This is a genomic window from Sphingomonas oleivorans, assembly GCF_003050615.1.
Taxonomy (GTDB): domain Bacteria; phylum Pseudomonadota; class Alphaproteobacteria; order Sphingomonadales; family Sphingomonadaceae; genus Sphingomonas_H; species Sphingomonas_H oleivorans.
Genome location: NZ_NWBU01000004.1, coordinates 905,946 through 931,690, shown reverse-complemented (window position 1 = coordinate 931,690; position 25,745 = coordinate 905,946). Strand labels below are relative to the sequence as shown.

Genomic DNA, 25,745 nt, shown 5'->3' with positions numbered 1-25,745 from the left:
ACGGACATATTATATGAGCTCGCGCTTCAACCCGCAGGCGGCGGACGCGCGCTGGCAGAAGATTTGGGACGAGCGCGGCAGCTTCCGCGCCGACGATGCCAGCCCGAAACCGAAAAGCTATGTGCTGGAGATGTTCCCCTATCCTTCGGGGCGCATCCATATGGGCCATGTCCGCAACTATACGATGGGCGACGTGCTCGCCCGTTTCCGGCGGATGACGGGCCATGAGGTGCTCCATCCAATGGGATGGGACGCCTTCGGCATGCCCGCCGAGAATGCGGCGATGGAAAAGGGCGTGCATCCGGGCGACTGGACCCGCGCCAATATCGCGACGATGCGCGCCGCGCTGAAGCGGCTCGGCTTCGCGCTCGACTGGAGCCGCGAGCTCGCGACCTGCGAACCCGAATATTATGGCCAGGAACAGGCGCTGTTCCTCGATCTTCATGCGGCGGGGCTGGTCTATCGCAAGGAATCTGCGGTCAACTGGGATCCGGTCGATCATACGGTGCTCGCCAATGAGCAGGTGATCGACGGGCGCGGCTGGCGTTCGGGCGCCTTGGTCGAACGGCGCAAGCTCAGCCAATGGTTCCTCAAGATCACCGATTTCGCCGAGGAGCTGCTCGACGGGCTGGAGACGCTCGACCAGTGGCCCGAAAAGGTCCGCGCGATGCAGGCCAACTGGATCGGGCGAAGCCGGGGGCTGCGCTTCCGCTTCGCGCTCGACCATGTGGTGGGCGGCATCGATCATATTGAGGTGTTCAGCACCCGGCCGGACACCATCTTTGGCGCGAGCTTCGCGGCGGTGGCGGCGGACCATCCGATCGCGGCGGCGCTGGCGGCGAAGGACCCGGCGCTCGGCGAATTCATCGCCGATTGCCGTCGGACCGGCACGGCGGCGGCCGAGGTGGAGACCGCGGAGAAGAAGGGCTTCGACACCGGCCTCCACGTCATCCATCCGCTCGACCCGAACTGGCGCCTGCCGCTGTTCGTCGCCAATTTCGTGCTGATGGAATATGGCACGGGCGCGGTGATGGGCGTGCCCGCGCATGATCAGCGTGACCTGGATTTTGCACGCAAATATGCGTTGCCCGTCACGCGTGTCGTGGCGCCCACGGTGGAGCAGGCGGGCGAGCCGATCCATGACGAGGCCTATACGGGCCCGGGCGTGATCGTGAATTCGCATTTCCTCGACGGTCTCGGCGCGGAAGAGGCCAAGGCGGGCATTATCGGCCGCGCCGAGGAGGAAGGCTGGGGCGAGGGCACGACCGTGTGGCGCCTGCGCGACTGGGGCGTTTCGCGCCAGCGCTATTGGGGCACGCCGATCCCGATCATCCATTGCGACGCCTGTGGGCCGCAGCCCGTGCCCAGGGAGCAGCTCCCGGTGGTGCTGCCCGAGGATGTTTCCTTCGACGTGCCGGGCAATCCGCTCGATCGTCATCCGACATGGAAGCATGTCGATTGTCCGAATTGCGGCAAGCCGGCGCGGCGCGAGACCGACACGCTCGACACATTCGTCGATTCGAGCTGGTATTTCATCCGCTTCGCGAGCCAGCCGGGGGATCGGCCGTTCGACCGGGCGGTGGCCGAACAATGGCTGCCGGTCGGCCAATATATTGGCGGCGTGGAGCATGCGATCCTGCATCTCCTCTATGCGCGATTCTGGACGCGGGCCTTGAAGCGGATCGGCCGGATCGACGTGGCGGAGCCCTTCACCGGCCTCTTCACCCAGGGCATGGTGACGCATGAAACCTATAAGGCGGCGGACGGAAGCTGGCTTTCGCCCGAGGATGTGGTCTCGCGCGATGGGCAGATCGTAGTGCTCGACACGGGCGCGCTGGTGAATGTCGGCCGTGTCGAGAAAATGTCCAAGTCCAAGAAGAATGTCGTCGATCCGGGCCCGATCGTCGACCAATATGGCGCGGACGCGGTGCGCTGGTTCATGCTCTCCGACAGCCCACCCGAGCGCGATCTGCCGTGGAGCGAGGCAGGAATCGAGGGCTCGTGGCGCTTCGTCCAGCGGCTGTGGCGGATCACCGAGCCGGGCGAGGGCGCTTCGGGCGAGGACAGGGAACTCGACAAGCGGCTGCATCGCACGGTGGCGGGCGTGGCGACGGATATCGAGGCGCTGTCCTTCAACAAGGCGGTGGCGAAGATTTACGAGCTCGCCAATGCGATCGAGAAGGCGAAGCCGTCCGCCTCGCGCGATGCGGCGGCGCGCACGCTGATCCGCATCGTGGCGCCGATGATCCCGCATGTGGCCGAGGAGGCCTGGGCGCGGATCGGGGGCGAGGGGCTGATCGCGGATGCGGCCTGGCCCGAGGTGGACCCGGCGCTGCTGGTGGACGACGAGGTCACGATCGCGGTACAGATGAACGGCAAGCTGCGCGACACGCTGACCGCGCCCAAGGGCATGGACAAGGCCGCGCTGGAAGCGCTCGCGCTGGGATCGGACAGGATCGTCCGCCTGCTCGAAGGCAAGGAGCCCCGCAAGGTGATCGTCGTGCCCGATCGTCTGGTGAACATCGTCGCATGAGACGGGCCGGCGCCGCGCTCGCTCTGGCGCTCGCGCTTTCGGGCTGCGGGCTGCGGCCGCTCTATTCGGGCGGCACGCAGAGCCCGGTGGTGCGGACGCTGGGTTCGGTCGAGGTGGCGCCTATTCCGGGGCGGGCCGGCTGGCTGGTGCGCAACGCGCTGGTCGATCGGCTGGGCGCGGGCGGCACGAGTGCGCCGCGCTACCGGCTGGAAGTGGAGCTTGACGACAATATCGAGGGCTTCGGCGTGCGCACCGACAATGCGGTGACGCGCGAGCGGCGGACGCTGCGCGCGCGCTACCGGCTGGTGGACGATAGCCAGGGCGGCGTGCTGCTCGACGCGACGGCGGGATCGGATGCGGGCATCGACGTCGTCGGATCGGAATATGCCACCATCGCCGCCGAGCAGACCGCGCAGGAGCGGCTCGCCTTGGAAGTGGCGGACCAGATCATGGCGCGGATCGCGCTTTATGCCTCGCGCACGCCGGGCGCTTCGGCCGCGCCGGCCCCCGGGGGGAAGTGAAGGCCCAGCGCAACCAGATCGAACGGGCGCTCGACACGGCCGATCCCGCCTGCCGCCTGTTCCTGCTCTATGGCCCCGACGAATCGGGGTCGCGCGCGCTCGGGCAGAGGTTAGCCAAGGCGGTCGGCGGGGATGCCGAGCGGATCGACCTGACCGGCGCCGCGCTCAAGGCCGATCCGGCGCGATTATCCGATGAGGCGGCGGCGATCTCGCTGTTCGGCGGCGCGCGCTGGATCCGCGTCGAGCCGGCCGGGGACGAGATAATGGAGGCCGTCTCGGCGCTGCTGGAGGCGCCATCGGCGGGCAATCCGGTGGTGGTGCTGGCGGGTGCGCTGCGCAAGGAATCGAAGCTGCTCAAGCTCGCGCTCGCGCATCCGGCGGTGCTGGCCTTCGCAAGCTATGTGCCCGAGGGGCGGGATGCGGACCAACTCGTGCTCCAGCTCGCGCGCGAGGCGGGCCTCCGGATGCGGCCCGATGTCGGCCGGCGGCTGGCGGGAGCGACCGGCGGGGACCGGGCGCTGATCGCGCGCGAGATCGAAAAGCTCGCCCTCTATGTCGATGCCGCACCGGACCGGCCGGGCGAGATCGATCATGAGGCGCTCGACGCGCTGGGCGCGGCATCGGAGGAAGGCGATCTCGGCCGGCTGGTGGGCGCGGTCTTTTCGGGCCGGCCGGATGCGGTCGATGCCGAGCTCAGGCGGCTGGCGGGCGAGGGGATTGAGGGCGTGGCGCTGATCCGCGCGACGCTGCGCCGGCTGCTGCTGCTCGCGGAACTGCGCGCGCAGGTGGCGGCGGGCGCGAGCGTCGATGCGGTGATGGCGGGCGCGGGAAGGGCGCTCTTCTGGAAGGAAAAGCCCGAAATCGCGCAGCAGCTCGCACGCTGGACGCCGCATGCGATCGAGACGGCGCTTGGCCGGCTCGCCGAGGCGGAACGGCAGGTCAAGGCTTCGGGCACGGTCGGCGCGGTGGCGGTGAGCGAGGAGCTGATGGCGATAAGCCGCCATGCCGCGCGGCTGGGTTAGCGCGCCGGAGCCCTCATGCCCGCATGCTGGCGCCGGGCGAGTTCGGCCTTGAGCGCCTCCGGCTTCGGCGCGACGAGGAAGCCGAAGCTGACCGTGCCCTTCTTCGTCTCGACCACATGGTGGAGCCGATGCGCCTGGACGATGCGCTTCATGTAGCGTGATCGGGGAAGATAGCGGATCGGCAGGCGGCGGTGGACGATCAGGTCGTGAAAGCCGAAATAAATGGCGCCATAGGCCGCGATTCCCGCGCCGATCCAGGTGCAGCCGGGCCACCAGCCGAGCTGCACCCCGCCCATCAGCAGAATGATGCTCGGCACCGCGAAGATCGCGGCATAAAGGTCGTTCCATTCCCACTTGCCCCGGCGCGGGCGATGGTGGCTCGCATGGAGGAACCAGCCGGGCCCGTGCATCACCCAGCGATGCGCCGCATAGGCGAACCCCTCCATCCCGGCGATGGTGGCGAGGAACAGCAGCAGGCCGGGCAGGAACGACATGGCCGGGATATAGCCGAACCGGCCGTCTTGCGCGAGCGCACGGGCTTTCCATCGCTGCGCGACTATGCTTTAGGCGCGAGCGACATATCCTGAAACCACGGGAAGAGGCGCTGCCCATGAACATTCATGAATATCAGGCGAAGGAAGTGCTTGCTAAGTTCGGCGCGCCGGTTCCGGCCGGTTTTGCGGCGCTCAGCGTCGAGGAGGCCGTGGAGGCGGCCGGCAAGCTTCCCGGGCCGCTTTACGTGGTGAAGGCCCAGATCCATGCCGGCGGCCGCGGCAAGGGCAAGTTCAAGGAGCTCGCACCCGAGGCGAAGGGCGGCGTGCGCCTGTCCAAGACGCTGGACGAGGTTCGGAAGAATGCCGAGGAAATGCTCGGCAACACGCTGGTGACGATCCAGACGGGCGAGGCGGGCAAGCAGGTCAACCGCCTCTACGTCACCGACGGCGCGGATATTGCGAAGGAATATTATCTGTCGATGCTGGTCGATCGCGCGACCGGCCGCATCGCCATCGTCGCCTCCACCGAGGGCGGCATGGATATTGAGGAAGTGGCGCATTCGACGCCCGAGAAGATCGTGACGATCACGATCGATCCGGCCGAGGGCTTCCAGCCGCATCATGGCCGCGCGGTGGCCTTCGCGCTCAAGCTCAAGGGCGATCTCAACAAGCAGGCGCAGAAAGTCGCGCAGCAGCTCTACACCGCCTTCGTCTCGACCGACATGTCGATGCTCGAGGTCAATCCGCTGGTCGAGACGGCCGACGGCAAGCTGCTGGTGCTCGATGCCAAGGTGAGCTTCGATTCCAACGCGCTCTATCGCCATCCCGACATCCAGGCGCTGCGCGACGAGACCGAGGAGGATCCGGCCGAGATCGAAGCGTCCAAATATGACCTCGCCTATATCAAGCTGGACGGCAATATCGGCTGCCTGGTGAACGGCGCGGGTCTCGCCATGGCGACGATGGACATCATCAAGCTCAACGGCGCCTTCCCGGCCAATTTCCTCGACGTGGGCGGCGGCGCTTCCAAGGAGAAGGTGACGGAAGCGTTCAAGCTGATCCTCAGCGATGCAGCGGTGGAAGGCATCCTTGTCAACATCTTCGGCGGGATCATGCGCTGCGACATCATCGCCGAGGGCATTATCGCGGCGGCGAAGGAAGTGAATCTTTCCGTGCCGCTGGTCGTGCGGCTCGAGGGCACCAATGTCCAGCAGGGCAAGGATATCCTCGCCGCGTCCGGCCTGCCGATCGTGGCGGCGGACGATCTGGGCGACGCCGCCCGCAAGATCGTGGCCGAGGTGCGCAAGGCGGCCTGAAACCTTCATCCCTTCCCCCCTCCGCCGGGGGGAAGGATCGAGGGCAAGGAGCAGAGTGAATGAAGTTGCTGGTGCCCGTGAAGCGGGTGATCGATTATAACGTCAAGCCACGCGTGAAGCTGGACGGCACGGGCGTGGAACTCGCGAATGTGAAGATGTCGATGAACCCGTTCGACGAGATCGCGGTCGAGGAAGCGGTGCGCCTGAAGGAAAAGGGTGTGGCGAGCGAGATCGTGGCGGTGTCGATCGGTCCGGCCAAGGCGCAGGATACGCTGCGCACCGCGCTGGCGATGGGCGCGGACCGGGCGATCCTGATCCTCACCGACGAGGTGGTCGAGCCGCTTGCCGTGGCGAAGCTCCTGAAGGCGGTGGTCGCGGAGGAACAGCCCGGCCTCATCATCCTGGGCAAGCAGGCGATCGACGATGATTCGAACCAGACCGGGCAGATGCTGGCGGCGCTGCTCGGCCGGCCGCAGGGCACGTTCGCGTCCAAGGTCGAGGTGGAAGGCGACAGCGTGAAGGTCACGCGCGAGGTCGATGGCGGGCTCGAGACGGTCAGCCTCAAGCTGCCGGCGGTGGTGACGACCGACCTGCGCCTCAACGAGCCGCGCTATGCGAGCCTGCCCAACATCATGAAGGCCAAGTCCAAGCCGCTCGCGCAGAAGACGCCGGCCGATTATGGCGTGGACATCGCGCCGCGGCTCAGGACGCTCAAAGTATCCGAGCCGCCCAAGCGGCAGGCGGGCATCAAGCTCGACGATGTCGATGCGCTGGTGACGAAGCTCAAGGCGCTGGGAGTGGCGGCATGAAGACGCTCGTCTGGGTCGAACATGACAAGGGCGCGATCAAGGATGCGACGCTGAGCGCGGTGACCGCGGCGGCGAAGCTGGGCGAGGTCCATCTGCTGGTCGCCGGGCACAATGCCGGTGGCGTGGCCGAGGAGGCTGCGCGGATCGCGGGCGTGGGCAAGGTCCATCTCGCCGACGATGCGGCCTATGCCAATGCGCTCGCCGAAAATGTCGCACCGCTGGTGGTGGGGCTGATGGCGGAGCATGACGCCTTCGTCGCGCCGGCCACCTCGACCGGAAAGAATATCGCCCCGCGCGTCGCGGCGCTGCTCGACGTGATGCAGATTTCGGACATCCTCTCGGTCGAGGGGCCGGACAGCTTCACCCGGCCCATCTATGCCGGCAGCGCGATCGCGACCGTCCAGTCGACCGACGTCAAGAAGGTGATCACGGTACGCGGCACCGCCTTCGAGAAGGCGGCGCGTGACGGCGGCGCGGCGACGGTCGAGGCCGTGCCGGGTGTGGGCGACTTCGGGCTGTCGCGCTTCGTCGGCGCGGAAATATCCGCGTCCGAGCGGCCCGAGCTGACGAGCGCCAAGGTGGTCGTCTCGGGCGGACGCGCGCTGGGATCGTTGGAGCAGTTCCACGCGCTGATCGATCCGCTGGCCGACAAGCTGGGCGCCGCGATCGGCGCGAGCCGTGCTGCGGTCGATGCCGGCTATGCGCCCAACGATTATCAGGTGGGCCAGACGGGCAAGATCGTGGCGCCCGAAGTCTATGTCGCCGTCGGTATTTCCGGGGCCATCCAGCATCTGGCCGGCATGAAGGATTCGGGGGTCATCATCGCCATCAACAAGGATGAGGATGCGCCCATCTTCCAGGTGGCGGATCTTGGCCTGGTCGGCGACCTCTTCACGATCGTTCCCGAGCTGACCGAAAAACTCTGAGGGCTCGCCCGCCGGGCGGGAGGCAAGGATGAGGGGCGGAGCATTGCTCCACCCCTTTTTCGTATCAGGCGCGTGTCGAGACCGGGCTAACAGCCTTTGGCAAGCTCAGGCTCAGTGCGGGCGGCATCGGAACTATCCCGCCCGAAAACCAAGGTGAGCGCGGCGGTGGCGAGCGCGGCGAGGCCGCCGAGCCAGAACGCGCTTTCCACGCCGAGCCGATCGACGGCCAGCCCGCCGACGAGCGCGCCGCTGCCGATCGCGGCCTGGGCGATCGAGACGAACAGCGCCGCCACGCTTTCCAGCCGGTCGGGCGCCGCGCTGAACATCCAGCTCTGCATCGCGATCGGCAGCATGCCGAAGCCGAATCCCCAGGCGAGGACCGCCAATATGGCCGTAACGGGAATCGTGCCGGCAAGCGCCAGGAGAAGCACCGATCCGCCGAGCAGTATGGCGGTGCCGACCAGCGTCAGCCGCACGTCGCGACTCACCGCCCAGCCGCCGAACAGATTTCCGAGAAAGCCGGCGAGGCCATAGCCAAGCAGCACCGCGCTGAGGCCCGCCGCCTCGATATGCGTGACCTGATTCAGAAAGGGCGTGATGTAGGTATAGGCCGCGAACTGCCCGATGAAGATCAGCACGGTGCCGATGAGGCCGATCCGCACCTTGCCGAGCCGCAGCACCGCCGGGACCTGCGCGAGCCCCGAGGAGCGTTCGGGCCGGATGACGGGCAGCAGCAGCATGAGCGCCACGACCACGAGCAGCGCCATTGCGGCCGAGCCGGCGAAGGCGAGCCGCCAGCCGAGCAGGTTGCCGACCAGCGCGCCCGCCGGTACGCCCGCGACCGTGCCGAGCGAGACGCCGGAATAGATGAGCGACGTGGCGCGTGCGCCCTGCGGCCCCGGCCGCAGACGCGGGCCGAGCGATCCGCCGATCGTCCAGAAACCACCGACGCCGATCCCGAGCAGCACGCGGCCGAGGAGCAAAGCGGCGAAGCTTGTGGCGGTCGCGACGAGAATATTGGAGAGGACGAGCAGGCCGAGCAGGAACCACAGGACGTGGCGCCGATCGAACCGGCCCGCAAAGGCGATGGTGAGCGGCGCCGCAATCGCGGCGAGCATGCCGGGCACCGTCACCATCAGCCCGGCTTGCCCCTCGCTGATCCCGACATCGCGGGCAATCTGCGGCAATAGGCCGACGGGAAGAAATTCGGTGGTGACGAGCGCGAAGGCGCCGACGCCGACCGAGGCGACCGCCGCCCAGGATGCCGGGGGCCTATGGCCAGGCGGCGGGACGGCATCGATGGCCGAAACATTTGCCATGGCGGGATTCTCCGATGAGGGAAAAGCGGGGCGCCTGGGGAAGGGCGCCCCGCATCGGCCGGGGGATCAGCCGAATCTGACGAGATTGAGCGCGGGGAGCGGGCCGCCGGGGAACTGGACGAGCCGCCCACCGATGGCGAGGCTGCCGAGATCGATGCCGAAGAAGCCGAGCCGGTCGATCAGCGCGTCGACCTCCGCCTTGGCCCCCGCATCGTCGCCCGAATAGAAGAGGACGCGGCGGCCGCCTTCGGCCTTGGGGTCGCTCGAGAGCAGATGCGGCTGGAGATGGTTGAACGCCTTCACCACGCGCGCGCCGGGGACGAGATCGGCGAAGACCTCGCTCGATGCGCGGCCATTCAGATCGATGGGCCGGAAGAGCGGCGCTTCGATCGGATTATTGGCGTCGATCAGGATCCGGCCGTTCCAAGGCCCCAGTCCGGCGAGCGCGGCGGGAATCTTCGACCAGTTGACCGCGACGAAGACGATGTCCTGCGCTGCCGCTTCCGCCACGGTCGCGGCACTGGCTTTGGGCCCGAGCTTCGCGGCGAGCTCGGAAAGCGTTTCCGGACCGCGGCTGTTGGCGATGGCGATTTCCTGATCGGCGCGGGTGAGGGCATGGGCGATGGCCGAGCCGATGGCGCCCGATCCGATGATACCGATGGTCATGACGGGATTCCTTGAAGGCTATGGGGGGCTCCCCTCCCCGCAGGGGGGAGAGGGGGAGGGGAGCGAGGCGTCAGGCGGTGAAGCCGCCGTCGGCCATCAGCTCGGCGCCGGTGATGAAGGCGGCATCGGGGCTGGCGAGGAAGGCGACGGCCGCGGCGATCTCTTCCGGCTCGCCATAGCGGCCGATCGCCATGCCGGGGCCGACGATCGCGGCGACGGGGCCGTCCTTGGGGTTCATGTCGGTGTTGGTCGGTCCGGGGAGCACGGTGTTGACCGTGATGCCCTTGGGGCCGAGATCGCGCGCCAGGCTGCGGTTGAAGCCGGCCACCGCGCCCTTGGTGAGCGTGTAGACCGAAGCGGTCGGGAAGGCGGCATAGCGCGCCATCGAGCTGCCGATATGGATGATGCGGCCGCCCGCCTTCATGTTGCGCACCGCTTCTTGGGTGGCGACGAAGACGCCGGTCACGTTGACCGCGATCATCCGTTCATAATCGGCGAAGGCGATCTCTTCAACCGGGCCGTTGATGGCGATGCCGGCATTGTTGACGAGGATGTCGATGCCGCCAAGCTGCGCGACCGTCTGGCCGACGGCGGCGCGGACCGCATCCGCATTGCCGGCATCCGCCTGGATGGCGAGCGCGCGGCCGCCCGCCGCCTCGATCGCGGCGACGACTTCGCCGGCCTTATCGGGCGAGCCATTATAGGTGATCGCGACGGCGGCGCCGTCCGCGGCGAGGCGCTTGGCGATGGCCGCGCCGATCGAGCGCGAGCCGCCGGTGACGAGGGCGGTCTTACCGGTGAGGGGCGAGTTATTGGACATTGGAAGGGCACTCCGTTCGGGGTTGACGGAGGGGATATCGCCCAGTCATTGGTTCATGATTAGCCGGTAATGAATGGAATTATCTGCAAGCATTAATTGAAAGTCTGCCTATGGAAACGCTTGCCAACCTCGAATCCTTCGTCCGCAGCGCGGAGGCGGGGAGCTTTTCGGCTGCGGCGCGGCGGCTGGCGCTGACCCCGGCGGCGGTGAGCCGCAATGTGGCGATGCTGGAACGCAATCTGGGCACGCGGCTGTTCCAGCGCAGCACGCGCAAGCTGATGCTGACCGAGGCGGGCGAGCGCTTCCTCCACGCGATCCGGGGCAATCTGGAAGGGCTGCAGGCCGCGATCGCGGGGGCTGCGACCGACCGGGGCGAGCCGGCGGGCGTGCTGAAGGTGAGCATGAGCCTGATGTTCGGGCTTGATTATATCCTGCCGCTGCTGCCGGCCTTCCTCGCTCGCTATCCTGGCATCCGCGCCGACTGGCAGCTCGACAACCGGCAGGTGGATCTGATCGCCGAAGGCTTCGATGCCGCGATCGGGGGTGGATTCGATCTGGCGCCGGGCGTGGTGTCGCGCGCGCTGGCGCCGGCGCATATCATCGCGGTCGCCTCGCCTGCCTATCTGCAAGGGCGCAGGATGCCGATCGACCCGGTGGGCCTCGCCGCGCTCGACGGGATCGTCATGCGATCGGCGCGAACCGGCCGGGTGCGCCATTGGACGATGCGCAACGCCGCCGGGGAGGAGATGGCCGCGACCTTGCCCGAGACGATCGTGCTCAACGATCCGGCGGCGATGTGCCGCGCAGCGCTGCTTGGCCTCGGTGTTACGCTGATCGCCGTGCCCGATGCGCTGCCGTATCTGGAAAGCGGCGCGCTCATGCGCCTCGTTCCGCACTGGTATGCCGATGCCGGGCCGATCTCGCTTTATTATGCGAGCCGGACCTTGCTGCCGTCCAAGACGCGCGTGTTCGTCGACTTCGTCGCCGAGACGTTCCGCCGCGAGCGCCTCGCCGAGCGTTTCGCGGGCAGCCTGGGCTAGATCCTTCAGGATTCCGGGCGGCAAGGCTCCCGGAGGGGCGCGATCCGCAGCAGGAGGAAGCCTGTAAGCGCCGACAGGATCGAGCCGGCGAGCACGCCGATCTTGACCTCGTCCACCAGCTTCGGGTCGGCGAAGGCGAGGCCGCCGATGAACAGGCTCATGGTGAAGCCGATGCCGCACAGCAGCGCCACGCCATAGACCTGCAGCCAGCTCGCGCCTGCCGGCCGCACGCCCAGGCGAAGCGCGACCGCGAGGCGCAGGCTGGCGAATATGCCGAGCTGCTTGCCCAGAAACAGGCCGAGCATGATGCCGAGGGGGAGGGGATCGAGCAGATCGGCGGGGCCGACGCCGTCCAGCGTCACGCCGGCATTGGCAAAGCCGAACAAGGGCACGATCAGGAAGGCGACCAGCGGATGCAGCTTATGCTCCAGCCGGTGGAGCGGCGAATCCGCCGCATCCGGCGCGGCCGGGGTCTTGCGCAGCGGCACGGCAAGCGCCGCCAGCACGCCGGCGATGGTGGCATGGACGCCCGACAGCAGCACGGCCAGCCACAGTGCGGCGGCAAGCAGCAGATAGGGCCAGAGCGCGAAGATGCGCGCGCGGTTGAGCGCGTACATGACGAGCAATATGCCGCCCGCTGCGGCCAGCGCGACGAGATTGATCTTCGCCGTATAGGCGAGCGCGATGATCGCGACGGCGCCCATATCGTCGACGATGGCGACGGTGGCGAGGAACAGCTTGAGCGAAGTGGGCGCGCGCGGGCCCAACAGGGTGAGCACGCCGATCGCGAAGGCGATGTCCGTCGCGGCGGGGATCGCCCAGCCGCGTACCAGGCCCGGTTCGCCCCCCGCCACTATGAGATAGACAAAGGCGGGGAGCGCCATCCCGCCCGCTGCCGCGATCATAGGCAGGCTCCGGTCCGCCCAGCTCGATAGATGGCCGTCGAGAAATTCGCGCTTTATTTCCAGCCCGACCACCAGGAAGAACAGCGCCATCAGCCCGTCATTGATCCAATGCTGCACCGACAGCGGGCCGAGATAGGCGTGGAGCGTGGCGAAATAGGCCGTGGCGAGCGGGCCGTTCGCCACGATCATCGCCAGCGCCGCCGCCGCCATCAGCAGGATGCCGCCCGTCGCCTCGCCCCGCAGAAATTTGCGGAGCGCCGACGGAACGGCCCGGCGGGGCATGCGATCGAGAACTGCCATATTGCTATCCCCTGATGATGGCCGGACCCTATCGAGCCAATTCCGCCGATGGAACTGTGCGAAATCCTTTTTGTTCTGCCGCTTTCCTGCACGCCGGCCCCTTGCGGGCCCGATCTGAATCGGGGGAAGCGGGTGCCGGGGGGACGCGCGCTGTCGGGCGTGTCGCGGCTCGACATCGGCCTGCGCGTGGCGCTGACGCGCGCGACGGACTTTTAGGCGGTTGCCCCGGCGGGCGCATCGCGGGCATAAGCGCGCACGATTTCCCCTCCAGATGGAATGATTGCGAACCCCATGTCCGAGCTTCTCACGATCACGCTTCCCGATGGCTCCGTCCGCTCCGTTGCGGCCGGCACCACGCCGGGCGAGATCGCGGCGGCGATCGGGCCGGGCCTCGCCAAGGCGGCGCTGGCGGCGCGCGTCGATGGCGAGCTGCGCGACATAAACCGCCCACTGGAAGGCGATGCCAGCCTCGCGCTCGTGACCGCGAAGGACGAGGCGGATGCGCTGGAACTGGCGCGGCATGATTATGCCCATGTGCTGGCCGAAGCGGTGCAGACTCTGTTCCCGGGTACGCAGATCACCTTCGGTCCGGCGACCGAGGACGGCTTCTATTATGATTTCGCGCCCAAGGATCGCGCCTTCACCGACGAGGATCTGCCCGCGATCGAGGCGGAGATGCGGCGCATCATCGCTGCCGACAAACCGCTCGTTCGCGAGGTTTGGACGCGCGAACGGCTGATCGCCTGGTTCCGCGAGAAGGGCGAGACGTTCAAGGCGGAATGGGCGGGCGAGCTGCCCGAAGGCGAGGAGCTGACCGTCTATCGTTCGGGCGAGGACTGGCTCGACATGTGCCGGGGGCCGCATCTCGCCTCCACGGGCAAGCTCGCCGCCGACGCGTTCAAGCTGACGCGCGTTTCGGGCGCTTATTGGCGCGGCGACCAGAAGAATGCGATGCTTTCGCGCATCTATGGCACGGGCTGGCTCAACAAGAAGCAGCTCGAGGCGCATCTGACGCGGCTGGAGGAAGCGGCCAAGCGCGACCATCGCCGGATCGCCGCCGAGATGGACCTGTTCCACCTGCAGCAGGAAGCGCAGGGCTCCGTCTTCTGGCATCCCAAGGGCTGGATCATCTGGCGCCAGCTGGAAGCCTATATGCGGCGCAAGCTGGATGCGGGTGGCTATCAGGAGGTGAAGACGCCGCAGCTCATGGATGCGAAGCTGTGGGAAGCGTCGGGCCATTGGGGCAAATATCGCGAGAATATGTTCGTCGTGCCCGACGAGGTGCCGAGCACCGAGGAGGACCGGCCGGTCCTGTCGGGCGACGCGGACCTGATGGCATTGAAGCCCATGAACTGTCCGGCGCATGTGCAGCTGTTCCGGCAGGGCATCCGGTCGTACCGCGATCTGCCGATGCGGCTCGCCGAGTTCGGCTGCTGTCACCGGAACGAGGCGCATGGAGCGTTGCACGGCATCATGCGCGTGCGGCAGTTCACGCAGGACGACGCCCATATTTTTTGCCGCGAGGACCAGATCGTGGAGGAGACGCGGCGTTTCTGCGATCTGCTCGATTCGATCTATCGCGACCTCGGATTCGAGCAATATTCGATCAAGCTGGCGCTGCGCCCGGAGAAGCGCTTCGGCTCCGACGAGATGTGGGACCAAGCCGAGCAGGATCTGCGCGACGCGGTGCGTCTGGCGGGCCGTGCCGGGCCGGAATATGGCTGGGAGGAGTTGCCGGGCGAGGGCGCCTTCTATTCGCCCAAGCTGGAATTCCACCTGACCGATGCGATCGGGCGGACCTGGCAGTGCGGCACGCTGCAGCTCGATTATGTGCTGCCCGAGCGGCTGGACGCGAGCTATGTCGCCGAGGACGGCACGCGCCGCCGCCCGGTGATGCTCCACCGCGCGATATTGGGCACGTTCGAGCGCTTCCTGGGTATTTTGATCGAGCATCATGCCGGCCGCTTCCCGATGTGGCTGACGCCGGTGCAGGCAGTGGTGGCGACGATCGTCTCCGAAGCGGACGGCTATGCGCAGGAGGTGGCGGCGAAGCTGCGCGCGGCCGGGCTGCGCGTCGAGGCGGACGTGCGCAACGAGAAGATCAACTATAAGGTGCGCGAGCACAGCCTGGCCAAGGTGCCGGCGCTGCTGGTGGTGGGCCGGCGCGAGGCGGAGGAAGGCACGGTCGCCCTCCGTCGCCTGGGCGATCAGGGGCAGCAGATATTGTCCGTGGACGAGGCGATCGCGTTGCTGACGCGGGAAGCGACGCCGCCCGATCTGGTGCCTGATTTGGCCTAAGTCCCCGGAACAAGCCGGGAAATGTCGTTCCGGCATCGGTCGGAACGACATTTGGGGAGTGGCTTTCCGACATCTTTCAAAAGATCCCGGGACGCCTTATATCGCGCGCTCTCGAAGGAATTTTCGACAGGAGAAACTGCTATACGTCCGCCTATGATGCGCCGCCCCCTCGGGCAGCCGCCGATGCCCCTCAACGGCCCCCGCTACAATGAATTCATCCAGTCGCCCAAGGTTCGGGTGATCGATGAAAACGGGGAGAATCTGGGCGTAATGTACACGCGCGAGGCGATGGAGCAGGCGGCTGAGGTCGGCCTGGATCTGGTCGAGGTCTCGCCCAATGCCGACCCGCCCGTCGCCAAGTTCCTCGATGTCGGCAAGTTCAAGTACGAATCGCAGAAGAAGGCGAATCTCGCCCGCAAGAGCCAGAAGACGCAGGAGATCAAGGAGATCAAGATGCGTCCGAACATCGATGACCATGACTATGACACCAAGATGAAGAAGGTGCATGAGTTCATCGAGGAAGGCGACAAGGTGAAGATCACGCTGCGCTTCCGCGGCCGCGAGCTCGCCCATGGTCAGCTCGGCATGCAGGTGCTCCAGCGCGTTCAGGCCGATATCGCCGAGGTGGCGAAGGTGGAGCAGCATCCGCGCATGGAAGGTCGCCAGATGCTGATGGTGCTCGCACCCAAATAATGGCTGAGGCTCTTCCGGGGGATGGGGCCCGCTACATACTGACGCTCGGCTGTCCCGACGAGCGCGGCATCGTCGCCGCGGTCGCGGGATATCTGGCGAGCCAGGACTGCAACATCCTCGAATCCGCGCAATATGACGATCTGGAGAGCGGTCGTTTCTTCATGCGTGTCGTCGTGGCGAGCGAAGGCGGGGTGGACCTGCCCACGCTGCGCGGCGGATTCGCGGCGATCGCGCGCCGTTACGGCATGGACTGGCGGATCGACGACGCAGCCGAGAAGGTGCGCACCATATTGATGGTGTCGCGCTTCGGCCATTGCCTGAACGACCTGCTTTTCCGCCATGCGACGGACAGCCTACCGCTCGATATCGTTGCGATCGTTTCCAACCATCGCGATTTCGAGGGCGTCGCCGCGACCGCAGGCATCCCCTTCCACCACATCCCGGTGACGCGCGAGACCAAGGCCGAGGCCGAGGCGGCGCTGATGGCGCTGTACGAGGCGGAAGAGGCGGAGCTGGTGGTGCTCGCGCGCTATATGCAGGTGCTGTCGGATGAGCTTTCCACCCGGCTCGCCGGACGGATCATCAATATCCATCACAGCTTCCTGCCCAGCTTCAAGGGCGCCAAGCCCTATCATCAGGCGCATGCGCGCGGCGTGAAGTTGATCGGGGCGACCGCCCATTATGTCACCGCCGATCTCGACGAGGGGCCGATCATCGAGCAGGAGGTGACGCGGATCAGCCATGCCACCACCGCCGAGCAGATGGTGGCCGCCGGACGCGACATCGAATCGATCGTGCTCGCCCGCGCCGTGAGCTGGCATGCCGAGCGGCGGGTGCTGCTCAACGGCATGCGGACGGTGGTGTTTCGCTAAAATCCGTCATCCCTGCTTTGCCAGGGCGAGGGATCGATCAGAGGCCCGCAGGTGGCTCCCATAATTCGATCGGATTGCCCTCGGGATCGTGGATGCGGGCGAAGCGGCCGGTTTCGAGCGAATCCCATTCGGCCTTGGTGACGATCTCGATCCCCGCAGCACGCAGGCGATCGAGCAGCGCATCGAGCCCGTCCACACGCAGATTGACCATCCATTGCCGGTCGGCCGGAAAATAATCGGTCGTGGCGCGGAAGGGAGCGAAGACGGTGGGGCCTGCGGCGGTGCGCCACCACCAGTCCTCGGGATCGCCCTCACCCTCGGTATTGCAGCCGGCGCTGATCCCAAGATGCGTGCGATACCAAAGCGATAGCGCGTCCGGATCCGCCGCCCGGAAGAACAGCCCGCCGATTCCCGTAATGCCCATCGCTCGCTCCCTTGCCGATCATTCCGCTTGCGACCCGAATAACGGCTCAACTCATTTCGCTTGGCAAGCTCATCGGCAGGCGTCTAGGGGCGCCGCCGCTGAAGAATGAGACATATAATTTCGTAATCAGGGGGAATTTCATTGAAAATGATCCGGTTTTCGCCGGCGGCCTTGTCGCTGATTGCGGTACCCGTCCTGGCGCAGTCCCAGACCCCCGAAGCCACAGGGCAGGGTGAGATCATCGTGACCGCCACCAAGCGCAGCGAGGCGCTGTCGTCGGTGCCGCTGGCCGTCTCCGCCGTTTCGGGCGAGGCGCTGCAATTGTCAGGCGCGAGCGACACGCGCGGGCTTGTCCAGCTTTCACCGTCGCTGCTGCTCTCGTCCAGCTCGACCGAGGCGGCGGGCGGCGCGGCGCGCATTCGCGGCATCGGTACGGTGGGCGACAATGCCGGCCTCGAAAGCTCGGTCGCGACCTTCGTCGACGGCGTCTATCGCGCGCGCAGCGGCGTGGCGCTGACCGAGCTCGGCGCGGTCGAGCGGATCGAGGTGGCGCGCGGGCCGCAGGGCACGCTGTTCGGCCGCAACGCGTCCGCCGGCCTGATCCAGGTCATCACCGCCCGGCCCAAGTTCGAGGAAGAAGGGACAGCCGAGGCGAGCTATGGCAATTATGATTATCGCCGCTTCCAGCTCGGCCTGACGGGGCCGCTCGTAACGGGCGTCGCCTATCGGATCGATGGCACCTATGTGAAGCGCGACGGCTTCGTCCGCGACGTCGTTTCGGGGCGCGACATCAATGATCGCGACCGCTGGCTGCTGCGCGGGCAATTGCTGTTCGATCAGGGCGGGCCGCTGACGGCGCGGATCATCGCCGATTATGCCGAGCGCGATGAGGAATGTTGCGCCGCGCCCTATCAGCCGACGCGCAACATAAGGCGCAATGCGGATGGGACGCTTGCCGTCAGCCCGTCGAGCATCGCCGCGCTGGAACGGCAGCTTGGCGGGATCGTCGTGGAGGACCCCGATAGCCGTCGCGCGGCGGTGACGCCCGGGCGGAGCTTCCGTTCCGACGTGCGCGACCGGGGCATTTCGGGGCAGGTCGATTATGATCTTGGGGATGCGACGCTGACCTCGATCAGCGCCTGGCGCGACTGGCGCTGGCTGCGCGGCCAGGATGGCGACTTCACCGGGCTCGACATTCTCGCCCGGCCCGACGACGGATCGGCGGGCGTGCGCTTCCACACCTTCAGCCAGGAAGTGCGGATGCAGGGCGAGGCGGGGCCGGTCGACTGGCTGGTCGGCGGCTATTTCGCCGATGAGCGGCTGAACTATGCCGACAATCTCCAATATGGCGCGGACTATGGCCGCTATACCGCCTGCCTGACCGCGAATGGGCTGGGGGGGCTCAGCCCCGCATCGCCCGGCTGTCTCTCGCCCGCGACGCGTGCGTCGCTCGCCTCCTCGGCTTCGGGCGCGACCCTGCTCGCCGGGCTCGACCGGCTGGCGGGAATCACGTCGGCGGGGGCGGGATCGGACCGCTATGTCCAGCGCAGCCGCAACTGGGCGCTGTTCACGCATAATGTCGTGACCTTGACCGACCGGCTGAACCTGACGCTCGGCCTGCGCTACACCAATGAGCGCAAGAGGCTTTCCGCATCGCTGAACGGCAGCCCGGCCGCGGCCTCCACCTGCGCCACCAATGCGGCGCAGCTCGCCGCGCTGCGCGACGATCCGGCGCAGCCGGCCGCGATCCGCACGGCGGCGGGGACGATCATCTCGCTCGGCTGCGTCGTGGCGCCGATCACTTCCGCGACGCTCGCCGACCGGCGGGGCGAGGATGAGCTGACGGGCACCGCGATCCTCTCCTATCGGCCGGTGGAGCGGTTGCTCACTTATGCGAGCTATGCGCGCGGCTATAAGGCGGGGGGCTTCAACCTCGATCGCGCGGCGCTCACTCCGGCGGCGCCCTCCGCCCGGTCGCTGCGCTTCGCCGCCGAGAAGGTGGATGCGCTCGAGATCGGCGCCAAGTTCAACGGGCGGCGCTTCGACCTGAATGTCGCGGCCTTCTACCAGCGGTTCGACGACTTCCAGCTCAACATCTTCTCCGGCGCCAATTTCATCGTCGAGAATATCGAGGGCTGCGGCGCGCTGGCGGGCGGTCCGGGATCGGACAGCGACAATATCGGCGGCAACAGCGCGTGCGTGGGAGAAAAGAAGCCGGGCGTGACCTCGCGCGGCGTGGAGGTGGAGGCCTATTTGCGGCCGGCGCCCGACCTGTCGGTGAATATCGGCTATACGCTGGCCGACACGCGCTATGCCAAGGATCTGGCGGGCGTGGGCGGGCGTGCGATCGGCGCCGCGCTGTTCCAGCTCCCCGGGCGGGGCCTGTCCAACGCGCCGCTCCATACGGTGACGGGATCGTTCGGCTGGACGCCGCCGATCGGCAGCGGCGGGCTTTCCGGCCTGCTCTATGCCGATATGCGCTATCAGAGCCGGATCAATACCGGATCGGATCTCGACCTGGAGAAGGAGCAGCAGGGCGTCGCGACGGTCAATGCGCGCATTGGCGTGCGGCATGCGGATGCCGGGTGGAGCCTCGAATTCTGGGCGAACAACCTGTTCGACACGCTCTACAAGCAGGTGGCGTTCGACGCGCCGGTGCAGCCGGGGGGCGCGTTCAATACGGCGCGCGGCGTGGCCCAAGGCTATCAGGCGACGGGGACGCAGCTTTACGGCGCCTTCCTGGCTGAGCCGCGCACCTATGGCGTGACGGCGCGCACGCGCTTCTGAGGCGGGAGCCCTCCTTCCGGCTGGGGGGAGGGCTCAGGCCGCGCGCTTGGCGATCTTGCCCTCGGCGGCTTCGAGGAGGAGCCGTTCGAGCGTCCTCAGCCGGCTTTGGCTCACGATCTTGTCGCCGATCAGATCGGTCAGATAGAAGACGTCGACCGCGCGCTCGCCATAAGTGGCGATATGCGCCGAATAGATCGTCACCTTCGCCTGGAAGAGCGCATGGGCGAGCGCGTGGAGCAGCGCCGGCCGGTCGCGGGCATGGACCTCGACCACCGTATAGCGGTTCGACGCCTTGTTATCGATGAGGATGTTGGGCTCGATCGGGAAAGCCTCCGCCCGGGTGCGGGCGGACGGCTTGGCGGCGAGCCGGTCGGCCAGCTTGCTGCGATTGGCCAGAGCATCCTCGATACCCTGTTTCAGCCGCGCCAGCCGGTCATAATCGTCGAACGGTCGGCCGAACGGATCCTGCACGAGCAGATTGTCGAGCGCCATGCCATCGCGCGTGGTGTGGATCCGCGCATCGATGATGTTGCCGCCGGCGAGGTGGATCGCGCCGGCGATGCGATAGAAGAGGCCGGGATGGTCGCTCGTATAGACCGTCACCAGCGTGGCGCCGCGATCCGGATCGGCCTGGGAGGCGATCGACAGCCGCTTCTCGGCGGCATCCGCGGCAGCGATCAGGCGCGCATTGCGCTCCATTATGTCGGTGCTTTCGGCCACCCAATAGGATTCGGGCAGGCGATTGGCGAAGGTTTCGAACTGCGCCTCGGGCCAGCCCAACTCCTGCATGAGCTGGGTCCGCTTGAGCGCGATCCGTTCGCTGCGGCACCTTTGCTTGTGGCCCGGGCCGAGCACTTCCTCGGCCGCGTCATAGAGATCGCCCAATAGCTGGCGCTTCCAGCCATTCCATATGCCCGGGCCGACCGCGCTGATATCCACTACGGTGAGCAGGAGGAGCAGGCGGAGCCGCTCGGGCGACTGCACGATCTCCGCGAAGTCGAGGATCGTCTTGAAGTCCGCAAGGTCGCGCTTGAAGGCGGTGGCGGACATCAGCAGATGGTAGCGCACCAGCCAGGCGACGGTTTCCGTCTCGGCCGCGGTCAGGCCGAAGCGGGGGCAGAGCCGTTCCGCCACCTCCGCGCCCAATATGCTGTGATCGCCGCCGCGCCCCTTGGCGATGTCGTGCAGCAGCACCGCGACATAGAGCACGCGGCGCGAGACGATCTGCCGCATCACCGCGGTCGGCATCGGCAGATCCTGCGCCAGCTTCCCCTGTTCGATGCGAGAGAGCAGGCCGAGCGCCCGGATCGAATGTTCGTCGACCGTATAATGATGATACATGTCGAACTGCATCTGCGCCACGACACGACCGAAATCGGGGACGAAGCGGCCGAACACGCCGGCCTCGTTCATCCAGCGCAGCACCGTTTCGGGATCGCGCGGGCTCGTCAGCACATCCATGAACAGCGCGTTGGCGCGCGGATCGGAACGCACGCCATGATCGATCAGCCGCGCGTCGCGCCCTGCCTGGCGCATGGTGAGCGGATGGACTTCCAGGCCGTGGCGATCCGCCAGCGCGAACAGCTTGAGCAGGCGGACGGGATCCTCGTTGAAGAATTCGTCCGTCGGGGCGGCGAGCCGGCCGCGATCGAGCACGAAGCCTTCGAGCTGCCGGGGCTTGCGGCGACGGACCCCGACTAGGCCGAAGCGCCGCCCGCGCGCGGCGAACTGCTCGTCCAGATGCGCCAGGAACAGGCCGGTGAGATCCCCCACCTGCTTCGCGGTGAGGAAATAATGATGCATGAAGCGCTCGACCGCGGAGCGGCCCGGCCGATCGGCATAATGCATCCGGCGGGCGATTTCGGACTGGACGTCGAAGGTCAGCCGATCCTCGGCCCGGCGGGCGAGGATGTGGAGGTGGCAGCGCACCGCCCATAGGAAATTTTCCGCGCGCCGGAAGCGGCGCAGCTCGTCGCGGGTGAGCAGGCCCTTGTCGACCAGCTCGGGCACGGAGCGGACCTGATAGGCATATTTGCCGATCCAAAAGAGCGTGTGGAGATCGCGCAGGCCGCCCTTGCCCTCCTTCAAATTGGGTTCCACGACATAGCGGCTGTCCCCCATCCGCTCATGCCGCGCATTGCGCTCGGCGAGCTTCTCGGCGACGAAGCTGCGCGTCGTGCCGGCCATCACATTGCGGTCGAAGCGGCGTGACGCTTCGTCATAGAGCGCCTCGTCGCCCCAAACGAAGCGCGCCTCGAGCAGCGCCGTGCGGATGGTGAGATCCGATTTGGCCATGCGGACCATATCGTCGATCGAGCGGCTGGACTGGCCCAGCTTCAGCCCCAGATCCCACAATATGTAGAGCATCGATTCGATCACCTGCTCGGCCCAGCCGGTCTGTTTCCAGGGGGTGAGGAAGGCGATGTCGACATCGGAATGGAGCGCCATCTCGCCTCGCCCATAGCCGCCGACCGCGAGCAGCGTGAGCCGCTCGGCCGCGGTCGGATTGGAATTGGGATAGAGGCGCTCGACGGTGAAATCGAAGATCAGGCGCAATAGCTGATCGGTGAGGAAGGCGTAGGAGGCAGCGATCTGGCTGCCGCTGGTGGGCGTGGCCTCGAGCCGGCGGGCGATTTCGGCGCGGCCCTGCTCGAGCGCCTGCTTGAAGAGCGGCGTGGCGGCGGCGCGCAGCGCGGCGCTATCCTCCTCGCCCGGCAGCAGTGCCGCCAGCACGTCCGCGACCGCGCGCCGATCGATGATCGCGCGGCGCTGGGGCAGGGCATCGAAGCGCGTGCTCATGGGCGCGAATTAGGCTGAAGCGGGCAAAAGAGCCAGAGTTGAGCGCAGCTTTTCGCGAGGCCGCATCGCATGCCCGGCGGCGCGATGAGCGGTCGCATCCCCGATCTTATCCGGTCTTCCGCAAAGACTCCCGATTGTTGCTGTGATGCAGCATGCAATTCTCCAACGGAATAAGGCGGATATTCATGATCCATCATGCCGGATGGCATAATATTCCAAGCGAGATCCCATCTAGAAAAAGGGTTTCGATGCATATATGTAATAGAGGATGATGCAGGCGATAAGTCGAGCAGCATCAAAAAAACTATATAAATAACGCAAAGTCTGGCTTGGTCCGGGCTTGGAATGGGAAGAACATGTCGAGCGTAATGTACGGCAGCGTGCGTCCTAATCTTTCTTGGCGAGGAGTCCTATGGCTGAACAAACCGACAATCGGCTTATTGCATTGACTGCTGATATCGTCGCGGCGCATGTCGCCCATAATCGCGTGGCGATGAACGAACTTCCTGAACTGATCGGCAAGGTACATGGCGCATTGGGTGGGCTTGGCGCGCCTGTCGAGGAACCGGCGCGACAGCAGGCGCCCGCCGTCTCGATCCGTGCCTCGATCAGGCCCGATTATATCGTCTGCCTGGAGGACGGGAAGAAGCTGACGATGCTGAAGCGCTATCTGCGCACCAATTACGACATGTCGCCCGAGGAATATCGCGCGAAATGGAAGCTGCCGGCCGATTATCCGATGGTGGCGCCAGCCTATGCCGAGAAACGGCGCCATCTCGCCCATGCGATCGGCCTCGGGCGCAAGCGTGAGGCCGGGTCGGCGCCGGTGCAAGAGGCGCCGGCCGTAAAGCCGGCGCGTCGCCGCCGGGCCAAGCCGGTCGAGGCCTGAGCGCCCGTTCGAGGTCGGGGCGTTCGAGGCTGGCCCCCTCCTCGAACGAACGCTCAATCGGCTACGGCGAGCGCGGTCATGTTGACGATGCCGCGCGTCGTCGTGTTCGGCACGAGGACATGGACCGGCTTGGCCATGCCGAGCAGGATCGGGCCCACCGGCAAGCCCTTCGACACGGAGGAGAGCAGGGTGAGCGCGATGTTGGCGGCATCGAGCGAAGGCATGACGAGCAGGTTCGCAGCGCCTTCGAGCGCGCTCGTCAGGACCGACCGGGCGCGGATGGCGGGATTGATCGCCGCATCGGCGTGCATCTCGCCATCGACCTCCAGCTCGGGCGCGTGCGTGCGGATCAGAGCCAGCGCCTGGCGCATCTTGCGCGCGGTGGGCGAGCTCGATGCGCCGAAATTGGAATGGGATACGAGCGCCACCTTGGGCGTGATGCCGAAGCGACGTACCTGATCGGCGGCGAGCATCGTGATTTCCGCGACCTGCTCGGCCGTCGGATCGACGTTGAGATGCGTGTCCGCGAAGAAGAGCGTGCCGCCCGAGTGGATCAGCGCGGTGAGCGCCGAGACACGATCGACCCCCTCGGCGCGCGGAATGGCTTCCAGCACATAGCGCGTCTCGCGCCACCAGTCGGCGGGGGTGCCGCATAGCGCGGCATCGGCTCGGCCCGATTCGAGCAGCATTGCCGCTGCCACGCTCGGCTGCTGGCGCAGCCGGCGGCGCGCGGCTTCGGGCGGCACGCCGCGCCGCTCCACCAGCCGGGCATAGCGGTCGCCCAGCCTCAGGAACAGCTCGGTCTCCACGGTGGGATCGAACAGCTCGATATCATGGTCGATCCGGATACGTAGGCCGAGCGCCTCGATCCTGCGCGTGACCACCTCGCGCCGGCCGACCAGTATCGGCCGGGCGAGCCGCTCGTCGACCACCGTCTGCGCCGCGCGCAGCACCGCTTCGCTCTCGCCCGCGGCATAGGCGACGCGCTTCAGATTGCGGCGCGCGGCCTCGAACACGGGCATCATGAGCTGGATCGAGCGATTGGAATAGCGCGACAGCCGCTCGCGATAGGCGTCGAGATCGGCGATCGGCCTGAGCGCCACGCCGCTGTCCGCCGCAGCCTTGGCGACGGCGGGCGCGATTTCCAGGATCAGGCGCGGATCGAAAGGCTTGGGGATGATATGGTCATGCCCGAACAGCAGCGGCTGGCCGCCATAGGCATTGGCGACCGTCTCCTCCGGCTCGACGCGCGCCAGGCCCGCCAGCGCCTCGACCGCGGCATGCTTCATCGCCTCATTGATCTCGGTCGCCTGCGCGTCGAGCGCGCCGCGGAAGATATAGGGGAAGCAGAGGACGTTGTTGACCTGGTTCGGATAGTCCGAACGGCCGGTGGCGACGATCGCGTCGGGCCGCGCGGCATGGACCAGCTCGGGCAGGATTTCGGGCTCCGGATTGGCCATCGCTAGGATCAGCGGCTTTTCGGCGAGCAGCGGCAGCCATTCGGGCTTGAACACGCGCGGCGCGGACAGGCCGAGGAAGATGTCTGCGCCCGCAATCACTTCGCCCAGCGTGCGCGCGTCGGTCGCGCGGGCATAGCGCGCCATGTTGGGCAGCATGTCCGCATCGCGGCCTTCATGGATGACGCCCTTGATATCCGTCAGCGTGACATTTTCGATCCGGAGCCCCATCGAGACGAGCAGATCGACGCAGGCGAGCGCGGCGGCACCCGCGCCGGAGGTGACGAGCCGGACATCCTCGATCCGCTTGCCCTGGAGGAGAAGCGCATTGCGCACCGCCGCCGCACAGACGATCGCCGTGCCATGCTGATCGTCATGGAAGACGGGGATCTTCATCCGGCGCCGCAGCTCCGCCTCGATCGCGAAACATTCGGGGGCCTTGATGTCTTCGAGGTTGATGCCGCCGAAGCTCGGCTCGAGCGCCGCCACGACGTCGCAGAATTTAGCGGGGTCGGTCGCGTCGACCTCTATGTCGAACGCATCCAGCCCGGCGAATTTGCGGAACAGGACGACCTTGCCCTCCATCACCGGCTTGGAGGCGAGCGCGCCGATATTGCCGAGGCCGAGCACGGCGGTGCCGTTGGTGATGACCGCGACGAGATTGCCGCGCGCCGTATAGTCGCGCGCCTTGTCCGGATCGGCGACGATCGCCTCGCAGGCGGCGGCCACGCCGGGCGAATAAGCGAGCGCCAGATCGCGTTGCGTCTCCATCCGCTTGGTGGGCTCGACGGACAATTTGCCTGGGCGGGGCAGACGATGATAATCCAGTGCCGCCTGGCGGAAATCTTCGTCCAT

General features: G+C 66.8%; 20 protein-coding genes. 12 read left to right on the top strand and 8 right to left on the bottom strand.

From position 1 onward, the window contains the following. The first annotated feature begins 13 nt into the window (after window positions 1-13). Genes leuS through holA form a run of 3 tightly spaced genes read left to right on the top strand, consistent with a single transcriptional unit; the run spans window position 14 to window position 4,076 of the window. Window positions 14-2,533: a leucine--tRNA ligase gene (gene leuS, locus CLG96_RS04670; protein ID WP_107966620.1), complete on the top strand. Its 2,520-nt coding sequence runs from the start codon at window positions 14-16 to the stop codon at window positions 2,531-2,533. Then, window positions 2,530-3,054 carry an LPS assembly lipoprotein LptE gene (lptE, locus tag CLG96_RS04665; protein ID WP_107966619.1) on the top strand — a complete coding sequence of 175 codons (525 nt, stop codon included), beginning with the start codon at window positions 2,530-2,532 and terminating at the stop codon, window positions 3,052-3,054. The genes leuS and lptE overlap by 4 nt, the downstream gene beginning before the upstream one ends. Next, window positions 3,051-4,076, top strand: a complete 1,026-nt coding sequence (holA, locus tag CLG96_RS04660) for a DNA polymerase III subunit delta (RefSeq protein ID WP_107966618.1) — start codon at window positions 3,051-3,053, stop codon at window positions 4,074-4,076. The genes lptE and holA overlap by 4 nt, the downstream gene beginning before the upstream one ends. Here holA and CLG96_RS04655 read toward each other — a convergent pair. Next, on the bottom strand, window positions 4,073-4,570 hold the full coding sequence (locus tag CLG96_RS04655; protein ID WP_107966617.1) for a sterol desaturase family protein: 498 nt from the start codon (window positions 4,568-4,570) through the stop codon (window positions 4,073-4,075). The two genes, holA and CLG96_RS04655, sit on opposite strands and share 4 nt — an antisense overlap. A gap of 116 nt (window positions 4,571-4,686) precedes the next feature. Here CLG96_RS04655 and sucC point away from each other — a divergent pair, with 116 nt between their 5' ends. Genes sucC through CLG96_RS04640 form a run of 3 tightly spaced genes read left to right on the top strand, consistent with a single transcriptional unit; the run spans window position 4,687 to window position 7,621 of the window. Continuing rightward, window positions 4,687-5,886, top strand: coding sequence for an ADP-forming succinate--CoA ligase subunit beta (sucC, locus tag CLG96_RS04650; protein ID WP_107966616.1), 1,200 nt, complete (start codon window positions 4,687-4,689; stop codon window positions 5,884-5,886). Window positions 5,887-5,945: 59 nt separating this feature from the next. Continuing rightward, window positions 5,946-6,695 (top strand): electron transfer flavoprotein subunit beta/FixA family protein, encoded by a 750-nt coding sequence (locus CLG96_RS04645; protein WP_107966615.1) that lies wholly within the window; start codon window positions 5,946-5,948, stop codon window positions 6,693-6,695. Then, a complete protein-coding gene (locus CLG96_RS04640) occupies window positions 6,692-7,621 on the top strand; it encodes an electron transfer flavoprotein subunit alpha/FixB family protein (protein ID WP_107966614.1) in 930 nt (309 codons plus the stop codon). The genes CLG96_RS04645 and CLG96_RS04640 overlap by 4 nt, the downstream gene beginning before the upstream one ends. Before the next feature lie 86 nt (window positions 7,622-7,707). Here CLG96_RS04640 and CLG96_RS04635 read toward each other — a convergent pair whose 3' ends face one another. The 3 genes from CLG96_RS04635 to CLG96_RS04625 all read right to left on the bottom strand — a co-directional run bounded on the left by CLG96_RS04635 (window position 7,708) and on the right by CLG96_RS04625 (window position 10,426). Further along, a complete protein-coding gene (locus CLG96_RS04635) occupies window positions 7,708-8,940 on the bottom strand; it encodes an MFS transporter (RefSeq protein WP_107966613.1) in 1,233 nt (410 codons plus the stop codon). Between the two features lie 66 nt (window positions 8,941-9,006). After that, window positions 9,007-9,606, bottom strand: a complete 600-nt coding sequence (locus CLG96_RS04630) for an NADPH-dependent F420 reductase (RefSeq protein WP_107966612.1) — start codon at window positions 9,604-9,606, stop codon at window positions 9,007-9,009. A gap of 70 nt (window positions 9,607-9,676) precedes the next feature. After that, window positions 9,677-10,426, bottom strand: a complete 750-nt coding sequence (locus CLG96_RS04625) for a 3-oxoacyl-ACP reductase family protein (RefSeq protein ID WP_107966611.1) — start codon at window positions 10,424-10,426, stop codon at window positions 9,677-9,679. A 110-nt stretch (window positions 10,427-10,536) separates the two neighbouring features. On the opposite strand from CLG96_RS04625, the gene CLG96_RS04620 reads away from it, so the two are divergent. Beyond that, the gene (locus tag CLG96_RS04620; RefSeq protein ID WP_107966610.1) at window positions 10,537-11,466 is read left to right on the top strand and encodes a LysR family transcriptional regulator; all 930 of its coding nucleotides are present in this window, start codon (window positions 10,537-10,539) and stop codon (window positions 11,464-11,466) included. Window positions 11,467-11,471: 5 nt separating this feature from the next. Here the strand turns inward: CLG96_RS04620 and nhaA are convergent, their stop codons facing one another. Then, entirely contained in the window at window positions 11,472-12,671 is a 1,200-nt protein-coding gene (nhaA, locus tag CLG96_RS04615) for a Na+/H+ antiporter NhaA (protein WP_423828183.1), read from the bottom strand. Window positions 12,672-12,962: 291 nt separating this feature from the next. On the opposite strand from nhaA, the gene thrS reads away from it, so the two are divergent. The 3 genes from thrS (at window position 12,963) to purU (ending at window position 16,534) form a co-directional block, all read left to right on the top strand. Beyond that, window positions 12,963-14,969, top strand: a complete 2,007-nt coding sequence (thrS, locus tag CLG96_RS04610) for a threonine--tRNA ligase (protein WP_107966848.1) — start codon at window positions 12,963-12,965, stop codon at window positions 14,967-14,969. Window positions 14,970-15,152: 183 nt separating this feature from the next. Continuing rightward, entirely contained in the window at window positions 15,153-15,662 is a 510-nt protein-coding gene (infC, locus tag CLG96_RS04605; protein WP_243395606.1) for a translation initiation factor IF-3, read from the top strand. Next, window positions 15,662-16,534 (top strand): formyltetrahydrofolate deformylase, encoded by an 873-nt coding sequence (gene purU, locus CLG96_RS04600; protein WP_107966608.1) that lies wholly within the window; start codon window positions 15,662-15,664, stop codon window positions 16,532-16,534. The genes infC and purU overlap by 1 nt, the downstream gene beginning before the upstream one ends. A gap of 37 nt (window positions 16,535-16,571) precedes the next feature. Here the strand turns inward: purU and CLG96_RS04595 are convergent, their stop codons facing one another. Further along, on the bottom strand, window positions 16,572-16,958 hold the full coding sequence (locus CLG96_RS04595; protein WP_107966607.1) for a VOC family protein: 387 nt from the start codon (window positions 16,956-16,958) through the stop codon (window positions 16,572-16,574). 147 nt (window positions 16,959-17,105) lie between these two features. On the opposite strand from CLG96_RS04595, the gene CLG96_RS04590 reads away from it, so the two are divergent. Next, window positions 17,106-19,745 (top strand): TonB-dependent receptor, encoded by a 2,640-nt coding sequence (locus CLG96_RS04590; RefSeq protein ID WP_107966606.1) that lies wholly within the window; start codon window positions 17,106-17,108, stop codon window positions 19,743-19,745. Between the two features lie 33 nt (window positions 19,746-19,778). On the opposite strand, the gene CLG96_RS04585 is transcribed toward CLG96_RS04590, so the two are convergent. Next, window positions 19,779-22,544 (bottom strand): [protein-PII] uridylyltransferase, encoded by a 2,766-nt coding sequence (locus CLG96_RS04585; protein WP_107966605.1) that lies wholly within the window; start codon window positions 22,542-22,544, stop codon window positions 19,779-19,781. Window positions 22,545-22,956: 412 nt separating this feature from the next. Between CLG96_RS04585 and CLG96_RS04580 the strand changes: the two genes are divergently transcribed. Next, a complete protein-coding gene (locus tag CLG96_RS04580; protein ID WP_107966604.1) occupies window positions 22,957-23,433 on the top strand; it encodes a Ros/MucR family transcriptional regulator in 477 nt (158 codons plus the stop codon). Window positions 23,434-23,486: 53 nt separating this feature from the next. Here the strand turns inward: CLG96_RS04580 and CLG96_RS04575 are convergent, their stop codons facing one another. After that, a complete protein-coding gene (locus CLG96_RS04575; RefSeq protein WP_107966603.1) occupies window positions 23,487-25,745 on the bottom strand; it encodes an NADP-dependent malic enzyme in 2,259 nt (752 codons plus the stop codon).